Below are 15,981 nucleotides of genomic sequence, written 5' to 3' on the forward strand. Positions count from 1 at the left end.
CACATGCACGGACCTGACGCGCGCTCCCTGGCTGAGCATCGTGATGCCGGTGCATGACGAGGCAGCCGGCATCGTGCAAACCCTGATTGCCCTGAGTCGCCTGCGCGCGGGCGGGGACTGTGAAGTGATCGTGGTGGATGGTGGCTCGACGGATGGCACCCCCTCACTGGCCCGACCGCTGTGTGATGTCGTGCTGAACAGTGAGCCGGGCCGGGCACGCCAGATGAATGCCGGAGCCGCACGTGCACGCGGAGAATGGCTGCTGTTTCTGCATGCCGATACCGACTTGCCCGACAATGCGCTGGCATTGCTGAAAGAGGCCGTCACGACACATCGCCGCAGCGACTGGGGCCGCTTCGATGTCAGCATCAAGGGCGAGTCGCCGTGGTTACCGATGATCGCCGCCATGATGAATCTGCGCTCGCGGCTGACCAGCATCAGCACGGGCGACCAGACCCAGTTCGTGCAGCGCTCGACCTTCGAGGCCATCGGCGGCTTTGCCGACATGCCACTGATGGAAGATGTCTGGCTGAGTGCCCAGCTCAAGCATCTGACCCCGCCAATGAACCTGACTGCGCGCGTTACCACCAGCGGTCGGCGCTGGGAGACCCACGGCGTCTGGCGCACCATCGTCAAGATGTGGGGGCTGCGGCTGGCGGCCTGGTGTGGCGTCTCCCCTGCACGTCTGGCACGCCTCTACGGCTATCGCGCCGCGGCGCAGGCCTGTGAGCAGCGCGGCATGCCCCATGCGTGATACGGCGTTGCCTACCTTGCCCACAGCTGATGCCGCGTCAGGGATGCGCCCGACTCTCATCATCTTCGGTCGCCTGCCCATCGCCGGCCACTGCAAGACACGCCTGATCCCCGCACTCGGCCCCGAGGGCGCAGCTCGACTCTATGCGCGGATGCTGAGCCATATCGTTGACCACGCCTGCGCCGCTCGCCTCGGCAAGGTCGTGGTGATGCTGACGCCCTCTGCCGAGTCGACGAGTCAGGCACCTGAACAGGCGGCTCTAAGAGCAGCGCTGGAAGCCCGGCTGCGAAGCGTTGTCGATGCCTCTGCCGACCTCACCTTCGAGGCACAGCCACAGGGGGAGCTCGGTGAGCGAATGTCCCGGGCCATGGCCCGACACCTGCCCGAGGGGCCGGTGTTGCTGATGGGCTCCGACCTGCCGGCGCTGGACAGCCAGCGGCTGCGCGAGGCAGCCCACAGACTGCGCACTCACGACGCGGTGCTGCAGCCCACCGACGATGGCGGCTATGGCTTGATCGGCCTCAAGGCGCCCTGCCCGCAAGCCTTTCTGCTGCCCCGCTGGAGTCATGCCCATGTCTGCCGGGACACTCTGGAGCTGCTGGCCCGGGCCGGGAGAACGGCCGCTTGCCTGCCGACCAGCTGGGATGTCGATGAGCCGCGTGACCTTGCGCGACTGTCGCGCCACCTGCCGGCACTCATGGCCGACCTTGCCGCTTGAGGCTGTCCATGAACCCGCTCATGGCTTTCTACAAACCCGCTTGAGGCTCTTCACACGTTCGGCATGCCTCCCAAAGTCGTATGCATTTTTGCTCACACTGCCCTTCTTCTGCGCCGCAGGGCTGTTACACTCGCTGCATCGTGACTCATATGTCACAGCTTGACGGGGTGCCGGTAAGACCGGCTGAGATGTCATGCGCAAGCGATGTCCTTGCGTGAATGACGATCCCGCCGAACCTGATCCGGCTAGTACCGGCGTAGGGATCAAGCGCGAAGCGATGCCACTCGATATCGTCACCACTTTCTCAAGGTGACTGTCGGCACCTCCCCTGCTTTTCCCCTGCTCCTGTTCCGGTACTGGCCACGCTTGCGCCAGAGACCTGTCGCCCCATCACGGGTCGTCAGCACGCTCACCGAGGGATGCGTCATGCCTAGTTTCAACGACCTGACCAGTGCCTGCGCCGAGGAATGGCGTGACTATCTCGAGCACGACTTCGTTCGCCAGCTGGGCGAAGGTCGTCTGCCGGAGGAGTCCTTCCGCCATTACCTGCAGCAGGACTACCTGTTCCTGATCCACTTCGCGCGCGCCTGGGCGCTGGCCGCCTACAAGAGCCGCACCCTCGCGGAGCTGCGTCAGGCCACCGCCAGTCTGGACACCATCCTCAATACCGAGCTCGATCTACATATCGGCTACTGCAGCGAGTGGGGCATCAGCGAGGATGACCTGAGCGAGCTGCCGGAATCCCGCGCCACCCTGGCCTATACCCGTTACGTGCTCGATTGCGGCCAGCGCGGCGACCTGCTCGATCTGCACGTGGCGCTCGCGCCCTGCCTGATCGGCTACGGCGAGATCGCCGAGTGGCTGCTCGATCAGGACACCACCGAGATCGAGAACAACCCGTACGCGGACTGGATCGCGATGTACTCAAGCGATGACTTCAAGGAAGCCGTCGAAGCCGAACGTGAATGGCTGGATGCGCGACTCTCGGAGGTCTCGGAGCGCCGACTGGGTGAACTGGTCGATGTCTTCCGGGACGCCACGCGACTCGAGATCGACTTCTGGCAGATGGGCCTCGATCGCGCTTGAGGCATCACAGACTGACGTCCCGGCGCTCGCCATGAGCCGCTCGGGATGACGCCATCCCCATGGATGGCACGACTGACAGGCCAACAGAGCCTGGATGCGAGAACGCTCCCCGGGGCAAGCCTGACGCTTCGGGCAACACCCTCTCGCATTGAAATCTGAACACGCTTGACGGGGTGCCGGTGGAACCGGCTGAGATCCTGCATGCATGCTTCGCCGCCCTGACGCGCGAGCTTGCCAGCAAGGGGTCCCGTGGAACCTGAACCGGTTAGGACCGGCGTAGGAATCAAGCTGATGGCCAGCCGCTGCGCGCGGCCGCCTCGCTCCCGGGCCACCTGCTGGCAAGGAGTCGGCGACGACCATCCTCTCCCTGCGCACGGTCTTCCCATGATGACGTCAGCCGTGACGTCGCCCTTTGAGGAGACCTGCATGAGCACTGCCCCGACGACACAAGACCCGCAAGCCACCAACGCCGCCGAGTCACCGCTCGCCTCGCAGCCTGAGGCTGCCCCCAAGGCACGCGCGCGTGCCGGTCGCAAGGATGGCAGCCGCCATCTCGCCAGCGAAGCACAGGTCGACGCTGCCGCCATCGCGCCGCTGAGCGGCTCGCGCAAGATCTATATCGAAGGCTCCCGCCCGGACATCCGCGTGCCCATGCGCGAGATCGGCTGCTCGCCGACCCAGACCTCCAGCGGTCTGGAAGAGAACCCGCCGATCGTCGTCTACGATACCTCCGGCCCCTACACCGATCCGGCGGTCGAGATCGACATCCGCCGGGGTCTGGCGCCGCTGCGCGAGCAGTGGATCGAGGAGCGCGGTGATACCGAACAGCTCAATCAGCTGAGCAGTGAATATGGCCGCGTGCGCCAGGCCGACCTGCGCCTGTCGTCCCTGCGCTTCGAGCTGGACCACCGCCCGCGTCGTGCCCTGCCGGGCAAGAATGTCACCCAGCTGCACTATGCGCGCCAGGGCATCATCACGCCGGAGATGGAATACATCGCGATTCGCGAGAATCAGCGTCGTATCGCGCTGCGTGAGGAATATCAGGGCAGCGAATCCGTCGAGAGCATTCTGGGCCATCAGCACCCGGGCCACAGCTTCGGCGCCAACCTGCCCGACGAGATCACCGCCGAATTCGTGCGTGAGGAAGTCGCACGCGGCCGCGCCATCATTCCCGCCAACATCAATCACCCGGAAAGCGAGCCGATGATCATCGGCCGCAACTTCCTGGTGAAGGTCAACGGCAACCTGGGCAACTCGGCGGTCACCTCCTCCATCGAGGAAGAGGTCGACAAGATGACCTGGGCGATCCGCTGGGGTTCCGACACCGTGATGGATCTCTCGACCGGCGCCAACATCCACGAGACCCGTGAATGGATTCTGCGCAACTCTCCCGTGCCCATCGGCACGGTGCCGATCTATCAGGCGCTGGAGAAGGTCGATGGCGTGGCCGAGAACCTCGATTGGGAGATCTTCCGCGACACGCTGATCGAGCAGGCCGAGCAAGGCGTCGACTATTTCACCATCCACGCCGGCGTCCTGCTGCGCTATGTGCCGCTGACCGCCAGCCGCGTGACCGGCATCGTCTCGCGCGGCGGCTCGATCATGGCCAAGTGGTGTCTGGCGCATCACGAGGAAAGCTTCCTATATCGTCACTTCGAGGACATCTGCGAGATCTGCAAGGCCTACGACATCAGCCTGTCACTGGGCGATGGCCTGCGCCCGGGCTCGGTGGCCGATGCCAATGACGCCGCCCAGTTCGGTGAGCTCGAGACGCTCGGCGAGCTGACCAAAATCGCCTGGCAGCACGATGTCCAGGTCATGATCGAAGGCCCGGGTCACGTGCCGATGCACCTGATCAAGGAGAACATGGACAAGCAGCTCAGCGAGTGTGACGAGGCGCCCTTCTACACCCTTGGCCCGCTGACCACCGACATCGCCCCGGGCTACGATCACATCACCTCCGGCATCGGTGCCGCGATGATCGGCTGGTTCGGCTGCGCCATGCTCTGCTACGTGACCCCCAAGGAGCACCTGGGCCTGCCCAACAAGGACGACGTCAAGACCGGCATCATCACCTACAAGATCGCCGCGCATGCCGCCGATCTGGCCAAGGGCCACCCGGGCGCGCAACGCCGTGACAATGCGCTCTCCAAGGCGCGCTTCGAGTTCCGCTGGGAAGACCAGTTCAATCTGGGCCTGGACCCGGACACCGCGCGCAGCTTCCACGACGAGACGCTGCCCAAGGACTCGGCCAAGGTCGCCCACTTCTGCTCCATGTGCGGGCCGAAGTTCTGCTCGATGAAGATCACCCAGGAAGTGCGCGATTACGCCAATGAGCATGGTCTGACCGGCGATGCCGACAGCGTGATGGCCGGCATGCAGGAGCAGGCCGACAAGTTCAAGCGTGAAGGCAGCCAGCTCTATCAGGAGGTCTAGGCAATCGCCTGACGCACAGGAAGGCTGACTTTCTAAGCCACAAAAAACGCCCCGACCAGTGATGGTCGGGGCGTTTTCGTCACATCCTGCCAAACGCTCATGACACCTCATGAGCGTGACAGAAGGCTCACGTGCGGCTGGTGACTTCCAGCAGGTGATAACCGAACTGGGTCTTCACCGGGCCCTGAACCGTGTTGATCGGGGCGCTGAACACGACTTCGTCGAATTCCTTGACCATCATGCCCGGGCCGAAGGCGCCCAGGTCGCCGCCACTGCGGCCGGACGGGCAGGAGGAGTGCTCGCGAGCGGCATCAGCGAAATCGCGGCCGTTCTCGATTTCGGTCTTGAGAGCTGCACACTGTTCTTCGCTGGAAACGAGAATATGACGCGCTGTGGCCTGTGCCATGTCTATCACCTGTCACTGATCGAATAAATGCCGTCGGCAATCACCGGCGGCGTGGCAGGTCATTGTGGCCCAAGGCAGCGCTCGCCGCTAGCGTCCTGCACAGACCCGGCGCTGATACTGGATGGCATCGAGATCATTGCTGCCGAGCAGTGCCGCCGTGGCAGCGTTGCATTCCGCCTCGGCCAAGTCATCGGCAGCGGAGGTTTCCGCCCACTGGATGTTGCCGACACTGGGCCGGTAACTGACCGCGGCATTGCATGCCATGCGCCGCGTACTGTGGTAACGCTGCGAAGGCAGAGTCGGAGGGTTGCTGGTCATTTCCCGGCACGTCGAGGCAAACATCTCGCTGGCTGCCTGACTGCAACGGGTATGGGCCATGGCATTCTGGCGCGTGTTGGCACACACCGAGTCATTGAGAACACGCCAATGCAGGGTATCGAAATCGATCATCTGCCCTTGATAGCGGGTCTCGACATGCTCGCGCTGAAGCCCTGCTGTCGTCGTCAGATGCGAGGCGACACCCTCACCGAATTGCCCACTCAAGCCCGAGACCGCATCCATTAACGCTGCCAATGCCGCACTGACAGAATTCATCACACACTCCTTGTGTTGATGCCTCCCGGCATACGCCGCCGGGGAGCCTTGCTCGATCATCCATGACCGTCACTTGCGGTGACATGACCTGATAGCGCCGCCTCATGTCGAGACTGATAACGCCGACTGACAGCGCCGGCGCACTCCCTGCGACATTACCCGTACACCGGCATCATTGCCTTAACGCTCAAGGGGATGATGCCAACGCTTCCCTCTCCAGCAACGAGTAATCAGATTCAGTACCCCAGACACGCGAACGCCCACCCGGAAGACCGGATGGGCGTTGGGGACGCTCGCCTGAGAGCGTCGGCAGCAGTCGCTTACTTGGCGACTTTCTGCATGGCCTCGGAGGCGGACTTGGCGTTGCTTTCTGCCAGTTCCTGCCCTTTCTTGGCGTATTCCTGGTTCAGCTCGACCACTTTCTGGGTGTCGTTCTGCAGCTTCTCGCCCAGAGTCTTGACGGTTTCCTGCTGCTCCTTGACGAAGTTCTTCAGACCTTCGCTGTCCTTGATCTCGAGCATGGAACGCGCCTGGGTCAGGGAAGCATCAGCATAGGACTTGGTCAGTTCCATCTGTGCGCCGATCAGCTTCTCGCTGTAATCGATGCTCAGGGCGCTGAACGCACGCAGCGGAGACAGGAACATATCGTCGAACTGCTGAGCGGACTTCTCGAAGTTGGCATTGAACATGTAGGCACCCTCCAGGGTATTGGCATCACGCTGAAATGAACCGGAGCGTTGCTCCGTTCGGTTATCAGGACTGAACCGGGCTGGTGCACCGTAGTGACCGAGCCATCATTATCAAGCCGTCACTATCAAGCCGTCGCGGTCAGATAGTGCTATCGACCAGGTTCCATCCTCGCTGCAACGCAGCATAAGACAGTCTTTGTTGCACTGCAACATCAAAAACATCGCAACGACTGATCTGTACGCCCTGATTGATGCAGTTGCCTGATTACACTGGAGAAAAACAATCAGAAGTCGAAAAGAAAATTGACGCCCTGGGCTCCCGACACGCCCTTCACCACGCCCTGGAACGCCAGACTGGGCCAAAGTGCTGGAACAGAAGCCTGAAGCTGAAAGGCTGAGCTTGAGGAGAGCGCCATGCTGCTGCGTCACTGGCATGAGGCGTCGCGACAGCGTTTGCAGAGCAGACGCCCGCCCAGCGCACGTGCCTGATCTGCCTGGCGACAGAAGTCGACACTCTGGGTGGAAAGCCATCGCCGACAGCCCTGACAGCGCGGCAAGCCTTCCTCATCCTGCGACTGGACGGAAGACGCGCCCTGCTGATTGTCGGCCGCAGCCCCCTGCTGCTCGCCTGCCGCCTGCGGGCTCGTGGGGTCTTCTCGGCCATCCTGATCCAGGGCCTGGTGCCCGGGCTGCCAATGCGCGGCCTGAAGCCCTCGGCCCCCAAAACCGCACTGCCGTTTCAGGGCAGCCGTAGATGTCACGCCACGCTGGACCGCCAGCGTCGTGTCATCCGACGCCCCTTCCATGTCATCGGACTCTGCCGCCATGGCAGCGCTTTCGCCTGAGGCCCGCGCCAGTTCTTCAGGCGATAGCGGCGGTTGCCATAGATAGGCCAGCGGGGATACCTGAGTGGCAGCGTCGCCCTCCGTCGCGCGCGTGCCAGCAGCCAGACCCAGCTCCGCCACCCAATCCGTATTGGGGGCCACATGCTGGGTCGCGATGGCGCGCCCCAGCTGGCGCAGGCGGCGCTGATCGAGGCGGTGGGTAAAACTGCGCAGCCGTGTCACGTAAGCGGTCTTGCCGCTCACCTGCAGGCACTGACGCTTGAGGCGCGCGAAGGACAGCAGCGCACGACTGTCGACGATGTCTTCCGGCGGCCGACTGACCTGAGCCGCATCGGCCACCACGATGCGATAGCGCAATTGCGGCTGCAGGGTCATCCCAAGGCGCACAGGCAACAACGAGGAGGCCTCCAGCCATTGCACGATAGCGCGGCTACGCTCAGGGATCGTCTGCAAGGGGCACGGCGTCACGGCATGTGCCATGACGCCATCTTCGCCTGAGGGTGTCTCGCCACCCTCAGAGACTCGTCCGCTATGGGCCAACAGCTCACCGAAGGGGGTGATCGAGAGCGTCAGATCAAAACAGGAGGCATCCAGCACCCAGACCTGCATGAGGCTGTTGATCAGCAGGTGATCGATCTCGATCACTCCCTCTGCCTGCGCCAGGCGCACATCATGCAGCACCACCCAATCATCCCGCGTCCCCAACAAGGCATCCAGCTGGCTTGCCAGTGCACGGCGACGCACCTGACGGGCACGTATCGCACGCAGGGCCTCCAGCACCTTGTGGCGCTCGGGCGCGGCAAGCGCAGCATCCTGCGCCAGCACCTCGAGCACCAGCAGGTCGTATTCCCGTGAATCGCAGTCCTTGATCAGCATGGGCGCCTCTGGATTAGAGCATTCATATATAACTCAGTGTAGTGCCCTATTCGCAATCTTTCTTGCCTCTGACTCCGCGGGAGAATCCGCCAGCGGATAGCGTATTGCAGTGACGAAGTCTGAGGGTCATCGCTCCTGCGCTGTCTGGGCCGCGGGCTCCCGGTAAGGCAGCATTGCCGTCACCTGCTGACGCGCCTTGCTGATCCAGCGCGCCTCCTCCTCGACTGCCTCTGCCACCGCCTCCTGAAGCCCGGGATGCATCAGCCAATGCAGCGACCCGGTGGCATACGCCGCGAAACCGCGGCTGATCTTGTGCTCACCCTGGGTGCCGGGATCGAAGCGCTTGAGCCCTCGCTGCAGGCAGAATTCAAGCCCCTGGTAATAGCAGACCTCGAAATGCAGGCAATCGGCGTGGACTTCGCTGCCCCACCAACGACCATACAGGCAATCACTGCCGATCAGACACAAGGCTGCCGCCACCGGCGCGCCCTGCTCATCACGCGCCTGCACCAGCAGCAATCGCTCGGGCATGTTGCGCCTGAGCTGCTGGAAGAAATCGAGCGGCAGATAAGGGCGCTGGCCGCGCTCGAGATAGGTCATGCAGTAACAGCGGTAGAAGGCCTCGATGTCATCAGGGCCAATCTGCGCTCCCTCGAGCCTGGCCAGCGTGAAGCCTTGCTCGGCGACCTTGCGCCGCTCGCGACGGATCTCCTTGCGCCGTTTGGAGCGCAGACTCTCAAGCCAGGTGGCAAAGTCCGGCTCACCGCGTGACTGCCAGTGATATTGCATCCCGGGACGCGAAATCAGCTCCGGAATCGCCGCCTGCCAGTCCTGCCGCTCCTGTGCCGAGACAAACAGCAGATGAAACCCGCTGTGCTCATAACGACGCAGCGCGCTACCCGGCTCAGCCGCGGGCGCGATGCCGGCCTTGAGATGCGGCCACAACCACTCAAGCAAGGCACGCCGGGCTGCGGGCGACGTCAACTGCGACGAGGTGACAAGGCGTGGGCCATCGCTGGGAGTGAACGGCACGGCAGTCAACTGCTTGGGATAATAGCGCCCACCGGCCTGCTCCAGGGCCTCCGCCCACTGCTGGTCGAAGACATATTCGCCACGCGAGTGCAGCTTGAGATAGCGCAGCAGCCCCGCCAGCAAGCGGCCGTCGGCGTCTCGCACTACCAGATGGGCAGGATGCCAACCACTGGCGGCGCTGGCCGCACCGCAGCTTTCCAGCGCGCTCAGATAGGCATGTTGCAGGAAGGGATAGTCATCGCCTGCCAGCGCATTCCATTCACTGGCGGTGAGGGCGTCGAGGGAATCCAGCACCTCCAGGCGCCAGCCCTGCTTCTCTGCGGCATCCGCGACGCTCACAGCCTGCTGCTGGCCTGTTACCGACCCTGTCGCCGCCTGAGCCGCCGACCCTGTCGCAGCCTCATCCTCTGCCTGCCATTGCCCTGTCACCGTACTCTCCTCATAGTCTTGCCATGCCCACCGCTGGTGCAGACATGCCGCACATCCCAGGACATGCTAGTGTGTCGTCATGATGCAGGACAACGAGACCCACATGACAGAGACTCCCACGCCGCCGGACGACACGTCCACGAGCGGCTCACAGCCCCAGGGGCGCGCTCAAGAGTCCTCGCAAGGACCCTCTCAAGGGCCTTATGCGCCGACCCCGCCCGCGCAGGACACCCATGCCAGCACGAATCTCATGGCAGTGGCCGCCTTTGCCCTGAGCGTGCTCGGCTGCCTGCTCGCGCCTGCGGCACTCGGCGGCGTCGTGTGTGGCCACATTGCGCGCAGCCAGATCCGCCGCAGTGGCGAAGCCGGTGACAGCTGGGCCCTGGCCGGACTGATTCTCGGCTACCTGCTGATCGCCCTGTCGCTGGCCGGCCTGCTGATGTTCGGCGGCATGATGTTGACCATGTTCGGCATCATGGCCTTCAGCACCTGACCAGCGCCTGGGCACTCCGGCTTGAACGTGCAGCGCGCCTGCACGGATAATGCGTCGACATTGCTTCCCCGTGCCAGCGGGGCATGCCTGCCTCTCGCAGCGCCTGCCCTGCCAGCGATTCCGGTTCCCCCGAGCCGCCTTGATACTGAGCGAGCCTCGATGTTGTACTCGATTCTCGATAATGATTTCTACAAGTTCACCATGCAGAACGCCGTGGTGAAACTGTTTCCGTATGCGCGCGCTCGCTATGCCTTCATCAACCGTGGCGAGCATTCGTTCCCGCCGGGGTTCGGCGAGGCCTTGCGCATCGCGGTAGACAACATGGCCGAACTGGCATTGAGCGTGGAAGAGAAATCCTTCCTCGAGCTTCACTGCCCCTTCCTGGACCCGACCTACCGCGACTTCCTGGCGGGCTTCCGCTTCGATCCCTCCGAAATCACCATCACCCAGACCGGTGATGAGCTGGAAGTGCATATCGAAGGCTACTGGTATCGCACCATCCTGTGGGAAGTCCCGCTGATGGCGATGATCAGCGAGCTCTGGTATCAGCTGGGCGGAGATCAACGCGACAGCGATCAGGCCCTGCGCGACAGCACCCTGGCCAAGATCGAGCACTACAAGCGTCTCGGCATCCGCGTGGCGGAATTCGGCACTCGTCGTCGGCACTCCTACGATGTGCACGACAAGGTGGTCGCGGGACTCAAGGACCACGGCCGCGGCTGTTTCATCGGCACCAGCAACGTGCACATGGCGCAGCGCCACGGCATCAAGCCGATCGGCACGCACGCCCATGAGTGGTTCATGTTTCATGCCGCGCGCTTCGGCTTCAAGATGGCCAACATTCTGGCGCTGGAGAACTGGGTCAAGGTCTATCGCGGCGACCTGGGGATCGCCCTGTCTGACACCTTCACCAGCCAGGCCTTCTTCAAGAGCTTCGACAAGAAGTTCGCCAAGCTGTTTGACGGCGTGCGCCACGACAGTGGTGACCCCATCGACTTCGCCGAGACCACCATCCGTCACTATGAGTCGCTGGGCATCGACCCCAAGACCAAGACCATCGTGTTCTCCGATGGTCTGGACACCGACAAGGTCGATCGCATCGTGCGCTACTGCGCCGGGCGTATCGGCATGTCATTCGGCATCGGCACCAACTTCACCAATGATGTCGGCCCGCAGCCGATGAACATGGTGATCAAGATGACCGAAGCCCGCCCCGAGGGTCAGGAATGGGTGCCGGTGATCAAGCTGTCGGACGTCTCGAGCAAACACACCGGCGACCCCGACATGATTCGTCTGGCGCACCAGGTGCTGTCGCTCAAGGAGCTGGATTGAAGCGCACACAGCGATCGCTGAACGCCTTGCCATGGCCTCCTGCCAGAGACCTTGAAACAGGCTCATGAAATAGCTGCTAGAAAAAGCCCCATGAAAAAGCCCGCCCGGAAACTTCCCGGGCGGGCTTTTTCATGTCGATCACCTTCAGCACCGGTGCCGACGGACCAGGTCTCGACGTCTCAGGTCTTGCAGCTCAGATCTTGACGACTCAGGTCTTGACGGACTTCTTCGGTGTCTTGAAGACCTCATTGAACAGGTTGAGCATGACCTGCCAGGAAGCCGAATCCGCGGCCGCGTCATAGCCCAGCGGCAGATCGTACTTGGCCGCCTTGGCATCCGATTCCGGATTGGTGAAGGCATGCTTGGCGCCCGGATACTGGATCAGCGTGGTGCGCGTCTCGAGTGACTGGAAGGTCGCGACCAGCTTGTCGAGATCCTCCTGCGGCACCAGCGTATCGGCCGCGCCATTCTGGATCACGACCCGGCCGGCAAACGGCTCGGGCTCCGTCACGGCAATCGACGGGCTGCCATGGAAGCTGACGACCGCCTTGAGCGGTGCTCCGGTCAGCGCCATGTTGAGCACCACGGCACCGCCGAAGCAGTAGCCGATCGCCGCCATGCGCTCGCCATCGACTTCCGGGCGTGAGCGCAGCACCGCCAGCGCCGAATTGAAGCTGGATTCGGCCTTCGGCCAGTCACTCATCACCGCAGAGGAGAAGGCACCGGCCTCCTTGGGGTGCTCGGCCGTGCGCCCACCGCCATACATGTCGACGGCCATGACCACGTAGCCAAGTCCCGCCAATTGTTCGGCGCGCTTGCGGGCGTAGCTGTTCAAGCCCCACCACTCATGTACCAGCAGGATACCGGGGCGGCGCCCCTGCGCCTTGGCATCGCGTGCGATCAGGCCTACGTGCTCCTCACCATTGGCCCGATAGGTCACCGTCTCCGTCACCACCTGCGGCCCCTCGAGACGATTGACCAGCGGTGCATCCTCGGCGGCCATGGCCTGTCCGGCGGAAAATACCGACTGTGCAAACAACAGGGTGCCAGCGCACCAGCCACGTAACATTCGCATCGCCTACTCCTTGTATGACGTGATCCACTTGCATGACGCGATCCACAACCCGAGACACCGGCTGCAGGTGTGCCCGATTGATCACCGGTATTGGCTCAATTGTCCTCGCTCAAGGACTGCGATGCCAGCACCACCCGATCGCGACCGCTGCGCTTGGCACTGTAGAGCGCCATATCGGCACGGTGCAGGTAGCCATCCCGGGTCTCCCCCGGCAGCGGTGTCGCCACTCCCATGCTGATGGTGCAGCGCAGGGTCAGCGACTTGAAGCGCACCTCCAGCGCCGCGATCTGCTGTCGCAGGCGCTCGGCCATGCCGACACCGGTGGCGGTACCGGCATCGGTGAGCAGGACGGCAAACTCCTCGCCGCCAAGACGCGCAAAGCAGTCATCGCGCCGCAGCTGGGCACGACACGCCTCGCCAAGACTGATCAGCACCTGATCGCCCGCCGCATGGCCGTGAGTGTCATTGACGCGCTTGAAGTGGTCGATATCAAACAGGATCAACGCCATCTGCTCCCGCGATGACGAGCTCAGCAGGGTGTCGAGCGTGTCGAGGAAGCTGGCCCGGGTCATGGCGCCGGTCATGGCGTCCGTCATCGCTTCATGCTCGCGACGCTGTTCGACCAGCTTGCGCTCATGAATGTTGCGCGACACCGACAGCACGCGCTGATAACGCCCGGTGACGGGGTCCATCGAGGGCGTCGAGATCGACTCGAACCACAGCGTATGCCCGGCCTTGTGTTGAATCCTGAAGTCGACTCGAAACACCTCGCCGAGACAGGCGGCACGATGCACCTCCTGCGCGATGCGCAGCATGTCATCGGGATGGATCAGCTGCTTGATCTCCTGGCCGATGATCTCCTGCGGGCGATAACCGCAGAGCTTTTCCACCGAGGGGCTGATGTACTGACAGATGCCGTGGGAGTCCTCGATGCTGACCAGATCGCTGACGGAGTTGAGGATGAAGCGATAGCGCTCTTCGCTCTGGCGCAGTTCATCCTCGATACGGTATCGGGCGGTGGCATCATCACAATAGCCATTCCAGATCACGCCGCCCTCGGGGGAGTCGATCACCTGCGGCAAGCCGACACACGCCAGCCTGCGCTCCTGACCATCCGGATGCTGATAGCGTATCTCCGCCTCCCAGGGCGATTGCTGCCGGGCACTGGTCTGCAGTGACATGAGCAGCTGCTCACGCTCGCGACCCGCAATGCGTGCCAGCAGCAGCATGGGGTCGTCGATGACGGCCTGCGGGTCGAGCCCCAGTACTTGCGAGGCGACCGGCGAGAGGTAGGTATAACGCAGCTCACCCTCCTGGCTCAGGCGACACTGGAAGACGACGCCACGCATCTGCTGGACAAGGTTGTCCAATTGGCGCCGATGCGCCTCGCGTTGGGTGACGTCACTGAGCTTGCCGAGCACGGCGGTGACCTCTCCCTCAGGGGAGTAACTCAGCTGCATGTCATCCTGGAGATAGCGCTTGCGCCCATCCACATGCACGAAGGCGTAACACAGGCTCAGACGGCTATGGCGCTCCCGCACGGCCTCATCAAAGCGCTGCTGACAGATGGTCAGCTCATCCGGCGCCAATCGGGCCTGCCAGAGACCCGGGCTTGCCATCAGCAGGTCATGTGAAAGCCCGGTGAGCGCCTCGCTGCCTGCCGACAGATACTCCAATTCCTCTGGCGGCCATTCACCAGCGGTCGCGTAGTGCGCGCCGGGTGTCTCATCCACCCGCCGCGCCAGACGCTGCTGTTGATCGATCACATGCTCGAGGCGTTGATGTACCTGGGTGATGTCGCGCGCCATCACGGCCACCTGACGCCCCTCGTCGGCGAGCGAGCGCCCCAGACTGACCATCTGTACGGACAATCTGGATTCCCCCCGCGGCAGCGACAGGCTGATATCGCATTGCCAGGGCTCGGCTCTCTCCAGGCTACGCAGGACATGAGGGAGGTAGAGGTGCTCAAGCGTGAGGCGGGAATGCGCACAGGCCGCATCGTGATAGAGGTGCCAGGCCGGGTTGGCATGACTGATCACCAGGCTTTCATCCTTGAGCAGCAGGATCGCCATCGGGTCACGGCTGCGCACCATCATCAGACGATAGGCACGCGCCAGCTGCTGCTCCTGTTCATTGGCCTTGTCACGCTGCGTGATATCCGTCACTCGTCCACACAGCGGATGCCCCACACCGGAACTCCACAGACATTCCTCGAGCAACAACAGCTGCCCGCTGCGGTCGCGCATGCGATACGTCGTGCGCTCTACCCGCCCCAGCGAGGCGCGAAAGTCACTCAACCGCTGCCGGTCGGCGGTGATCACCAGCGAAAGCCAGAGCTCCGGCTGCTTGAGAAAATCCCGCACCGTATATCCCAGCAGGCGTTCCGCCGCTGCATTCATGGCAATCAGGCGCTGACCATCAGCACTGAGCGTGAACAACACATCTGCCACGACAGCATAATGATGCTGCAGCAAACGACTATCCGCGAATGATTCAGGCAACGTGAAACCCCTTCTCTGTCATGCGGTTTGCTCAAGAATGCCCTATCCATGGCGCTGGCAGCCAGCAGTACCCCCAACGCTTGGTTGCGCGAAGATCCGGGCAGATGACGGCATATGAACGATTGCGACCTTTGCCTTTGCGTCTGACTATCTCCCTTATCGGCAGCGGACGCGCAATGTTGTGGGCGAATATCACGCAAGCGGCGCCGAAGGGAAAACCTCATGGATGCAAAAAGCCCGAAGCATAAGCTTCGGGCTTTTTTGAGAGCTCACCTTGAACAGAGCTGGCCTTGATCAGAGCTGGCCTGGAAAGATCTAGCCTTGAGCGGAACGCGGCATGGCATCGTCGATGAGCGCGGAGGACGGGGCGTCAGGTGCGCCGCTGCGGCCGTCGTTGCTCTCGCCAGCCGGCTGGGCACTAGTGCGCGGGGCATTGCGCTTGTGACGCCGCGCCTGCCTGCTGTCCTTGTCCTGCTGGACGGAAGGCGCCTTGACCGGCAGGCGCGCCCGCAGGTGCTCGAGCAACGCGCGAAAATCATCCGGCTCCATGCCGATGCGCTCCGCTGCGGCACTTTCCTGCCATAGCACATAGATCGCCGGCTGCTCACGCCCCAGGTCCATACCCACGACCTTGCCCTCGCGCTGGGTACGCGGGTCGCGCAAGGTAGCACCGATCAATTCATGAGCTTCGCGGATGGCATCGTGCATCTGAGAC

At 63.0% G+C, this 15,981-nt stretch carries 14 protein-coding genes and 2 riboswitches; of the genes, 6 read left to right on the top strand and 8 right to left on the bottom strand.

Annotated features, from left to right (window positions below; all coding sequences use genetic code 11):
• The first annotated feature begins 43 nt into the window (after positions 1-43).
• The 4 genes from H2O77_RS13505 to thiC all read left to right on the top strand — a co-directional run bounded on the left by H2O77_RS13505 (position 44) and on the right by thiC (position 4,994).
• Positions 44-754: a TIGR04283 family arsenosugar biosynthesis glycosyltransferase gene (locus H2O77_RS13505; protein ID WP_240548612.1), complete on the top strand. Its 711-nt coding sequence runs from the start codon at positions 44-46 to the stop codon at positions 752-754.
• A gap of 43 nt (positions 755-797) precedes the next feature.
• Positions 798-1,472 (top strand): TIGR04282 family arsenosugar biosynthesis glycosyltransferase, encoded by a 675-nt coding sequence (locus H2O77_RS13510; protein ID WP_215823304.1) that lies wholly within the window; start codon positions 798-800, stop codon positions 1,470-1,472.
• Positions 1,473-1,625: 153 nt separating this feature from the next.
• Positions 1,626-1,752, top strand: a riboswitch (TPP riboswitch).
• 146 nt (positions 1,753-1,898) lie between these two features.
• Complete coding sequence (gene tenA, locus H2O77_RS13515) at positions 1,899-2,558, top strand: thiaminase II (RefSeq protein ID WP_043331406.1); 660 nt, start codon at positions 1,899-1,901, stop codon at positions 2,556-2,558.
• Between the two features lie 159 nt (positions 2,559-2,717).
• Positions 2,718-2,858, top strand: a riboswitch (TPP riboswitch).
• Between the two features lie 126 nt (positions 2,859-2,984).
• Positions 2,985-4,994, top strand: coding sequence for a phosphomethylpyrimidine synthase ThiC (gene thiC / locus H2O77_RS13520; RefSeq protein WP_215823305.1), 2,010 nt, complete (start codon positions 2,985-2,987; stop codon positions 4,992-4,994).
• Positions 4,995-5,121: 127 nt separating this feature from the next.
• Here thiC and H2O77_RS13525 read toward each other — a convergent pair whose 3' ends face one another.
• From H2O77_RS13525 to H2O77_RS13545, 5 genes are all read right to left on the bottom strand, one after another.
• Positions 5,122-5,400: a peptidylprolyl isomerase gene (locus H2O77_RS13525; RefSeq protein WP_043331408.1), complete on the bottom strand. Its 279-nt coding sequence runs from the start codon at positions 5,398-5,400 to the stop codon at positions 5,122-5,124.
• An 87-nt stretch (positions 5,401-5,487) separates the two neighbouring features.
• Entirely contained in the window at positions 5,488-5,994 is a 507-nt protein-coding gene (locus H2O77_RS13530; RefSeq protein WP_215823306.1) for a hypothetical protein, read from the bottom strand.
• A 320-nt stretch (positions 5,995-6,314) separates the two neighbouring features.
• Positions 6,315-6,683, bottom strand: a complete 369-nt coding sequence (locus H2O77_RS13535; protein WP_043331409.1) for a phasin family protein — start codon at positions 6,681-6,683, stop codon at positions 6,315-6,317.
• 425 nt (positions 6,684-7,108) lie between these two features.
• Positions 7,109-8,404 (bottom strand): nuclease-related domain-containing protein, encoded by a 1,296-nt coding sequence (locus H2O77_RS13540; RefSeq protein ID WP_215823307.1) that lies wholly within the window; start codon positions 8,402-8,404, stop codon positions 7,109-7,111.
• A 126-nt stretch (positions 8,405-8,530) separates the two neighbouring features.
• On the bottom strand, positions 8,531-9,865 hold the full coding sequence (locus H2O77_RS13545) for a GNAT family N-acetyltransferase (protein ID WP_240548613.1): 1,335 nt from the start codon (positions 9,863-9,865) through the stop codon (positions 8,531-8,533).
• A gap of 103 nt (positions 9,866-9,968) precedes the next feature.
• Between H2O77_RS13545 and H2O77_RS17955 the strand changes: the two genes are divergently transcribed.
• On the top strand, positions 9,969-10,358 hold the full coding sequence (locus tag H2O77_RS17955; RefSeq protein ID WP_225347126.1) for a DUF4190 domain-containing protein: 390 nt from the start codon (positions 9,969-9,971) through the stop codon (positions 10,356-10,358).
• A gap of 159 nt (positions 10,359-10,517) precedes the next feature.
• Positions 10,518-11,690, top strand: a complete 1,173-nt coding sequence (gene pncB / locus H2O77_RS13555; RefSeq protein WP_043331412.1) for a nicotinate phosphoribosyltransferase — start codon at positions 10,518-10,520, stop codon at positions 11,688-11,690.
• Positions 11,691-11,898: 208 nt separating this feature from the next.
• Here pncB and H2O77_RS13560 read toward each other — a convergent pair whose 3' ends face one another.
• From H2O77_RS13560 to H2O77_RS13570, 3 genes are all read right to left on the bottom strand, one after another.
• A complete protein-coding gene (locus H2O77_RS13560; protein ID WP_064503214.1) occupies positions 11,899-12,765 on the bottom strand; it encodes a dienelactone hydrolase family protein in 867 nt (288 codons plus the stop codon).
• Between the two features lie 95 nt (positions 12,766-12,860).
• Complete coding sequence (locus tag H2O77_RS13565; protein WP_215823308.1) at positions 12,861-15,266, bottom strand: PAS domain-containing protein; 2,406 nt, start codon at positions 15,264-15,266, stop codon at positions 12,861-12,863.
• Positions 15,267-15,581: 315 nt separating this feature from the next.
• Positions 15,582-15,974 carry a hypothetical protein gene (locus H2O77_RS13570; RefSeq protein ID WP_192837511.1) on the bottom strand — a complete coding sequence of 131 codons (393 nt, stop codon included), beginning with the start codon at positions 15,972-15,974 and terminating at the stop codon, positions 15,582-15,584.
• Positions 15,975-15,981: the final 7 nt, after the last annotated feature.

Source organism: Cobetia sp. 4B (assembly GCF_018831605.1).
In the GTDB taxonomy this organism is placed as follows: Bacteria; Pseudomonadota; Gammaproteobacteria; order Pseudomonadales; family Halomonadaceae; genus Cobetia; species Cobetia amphilecti.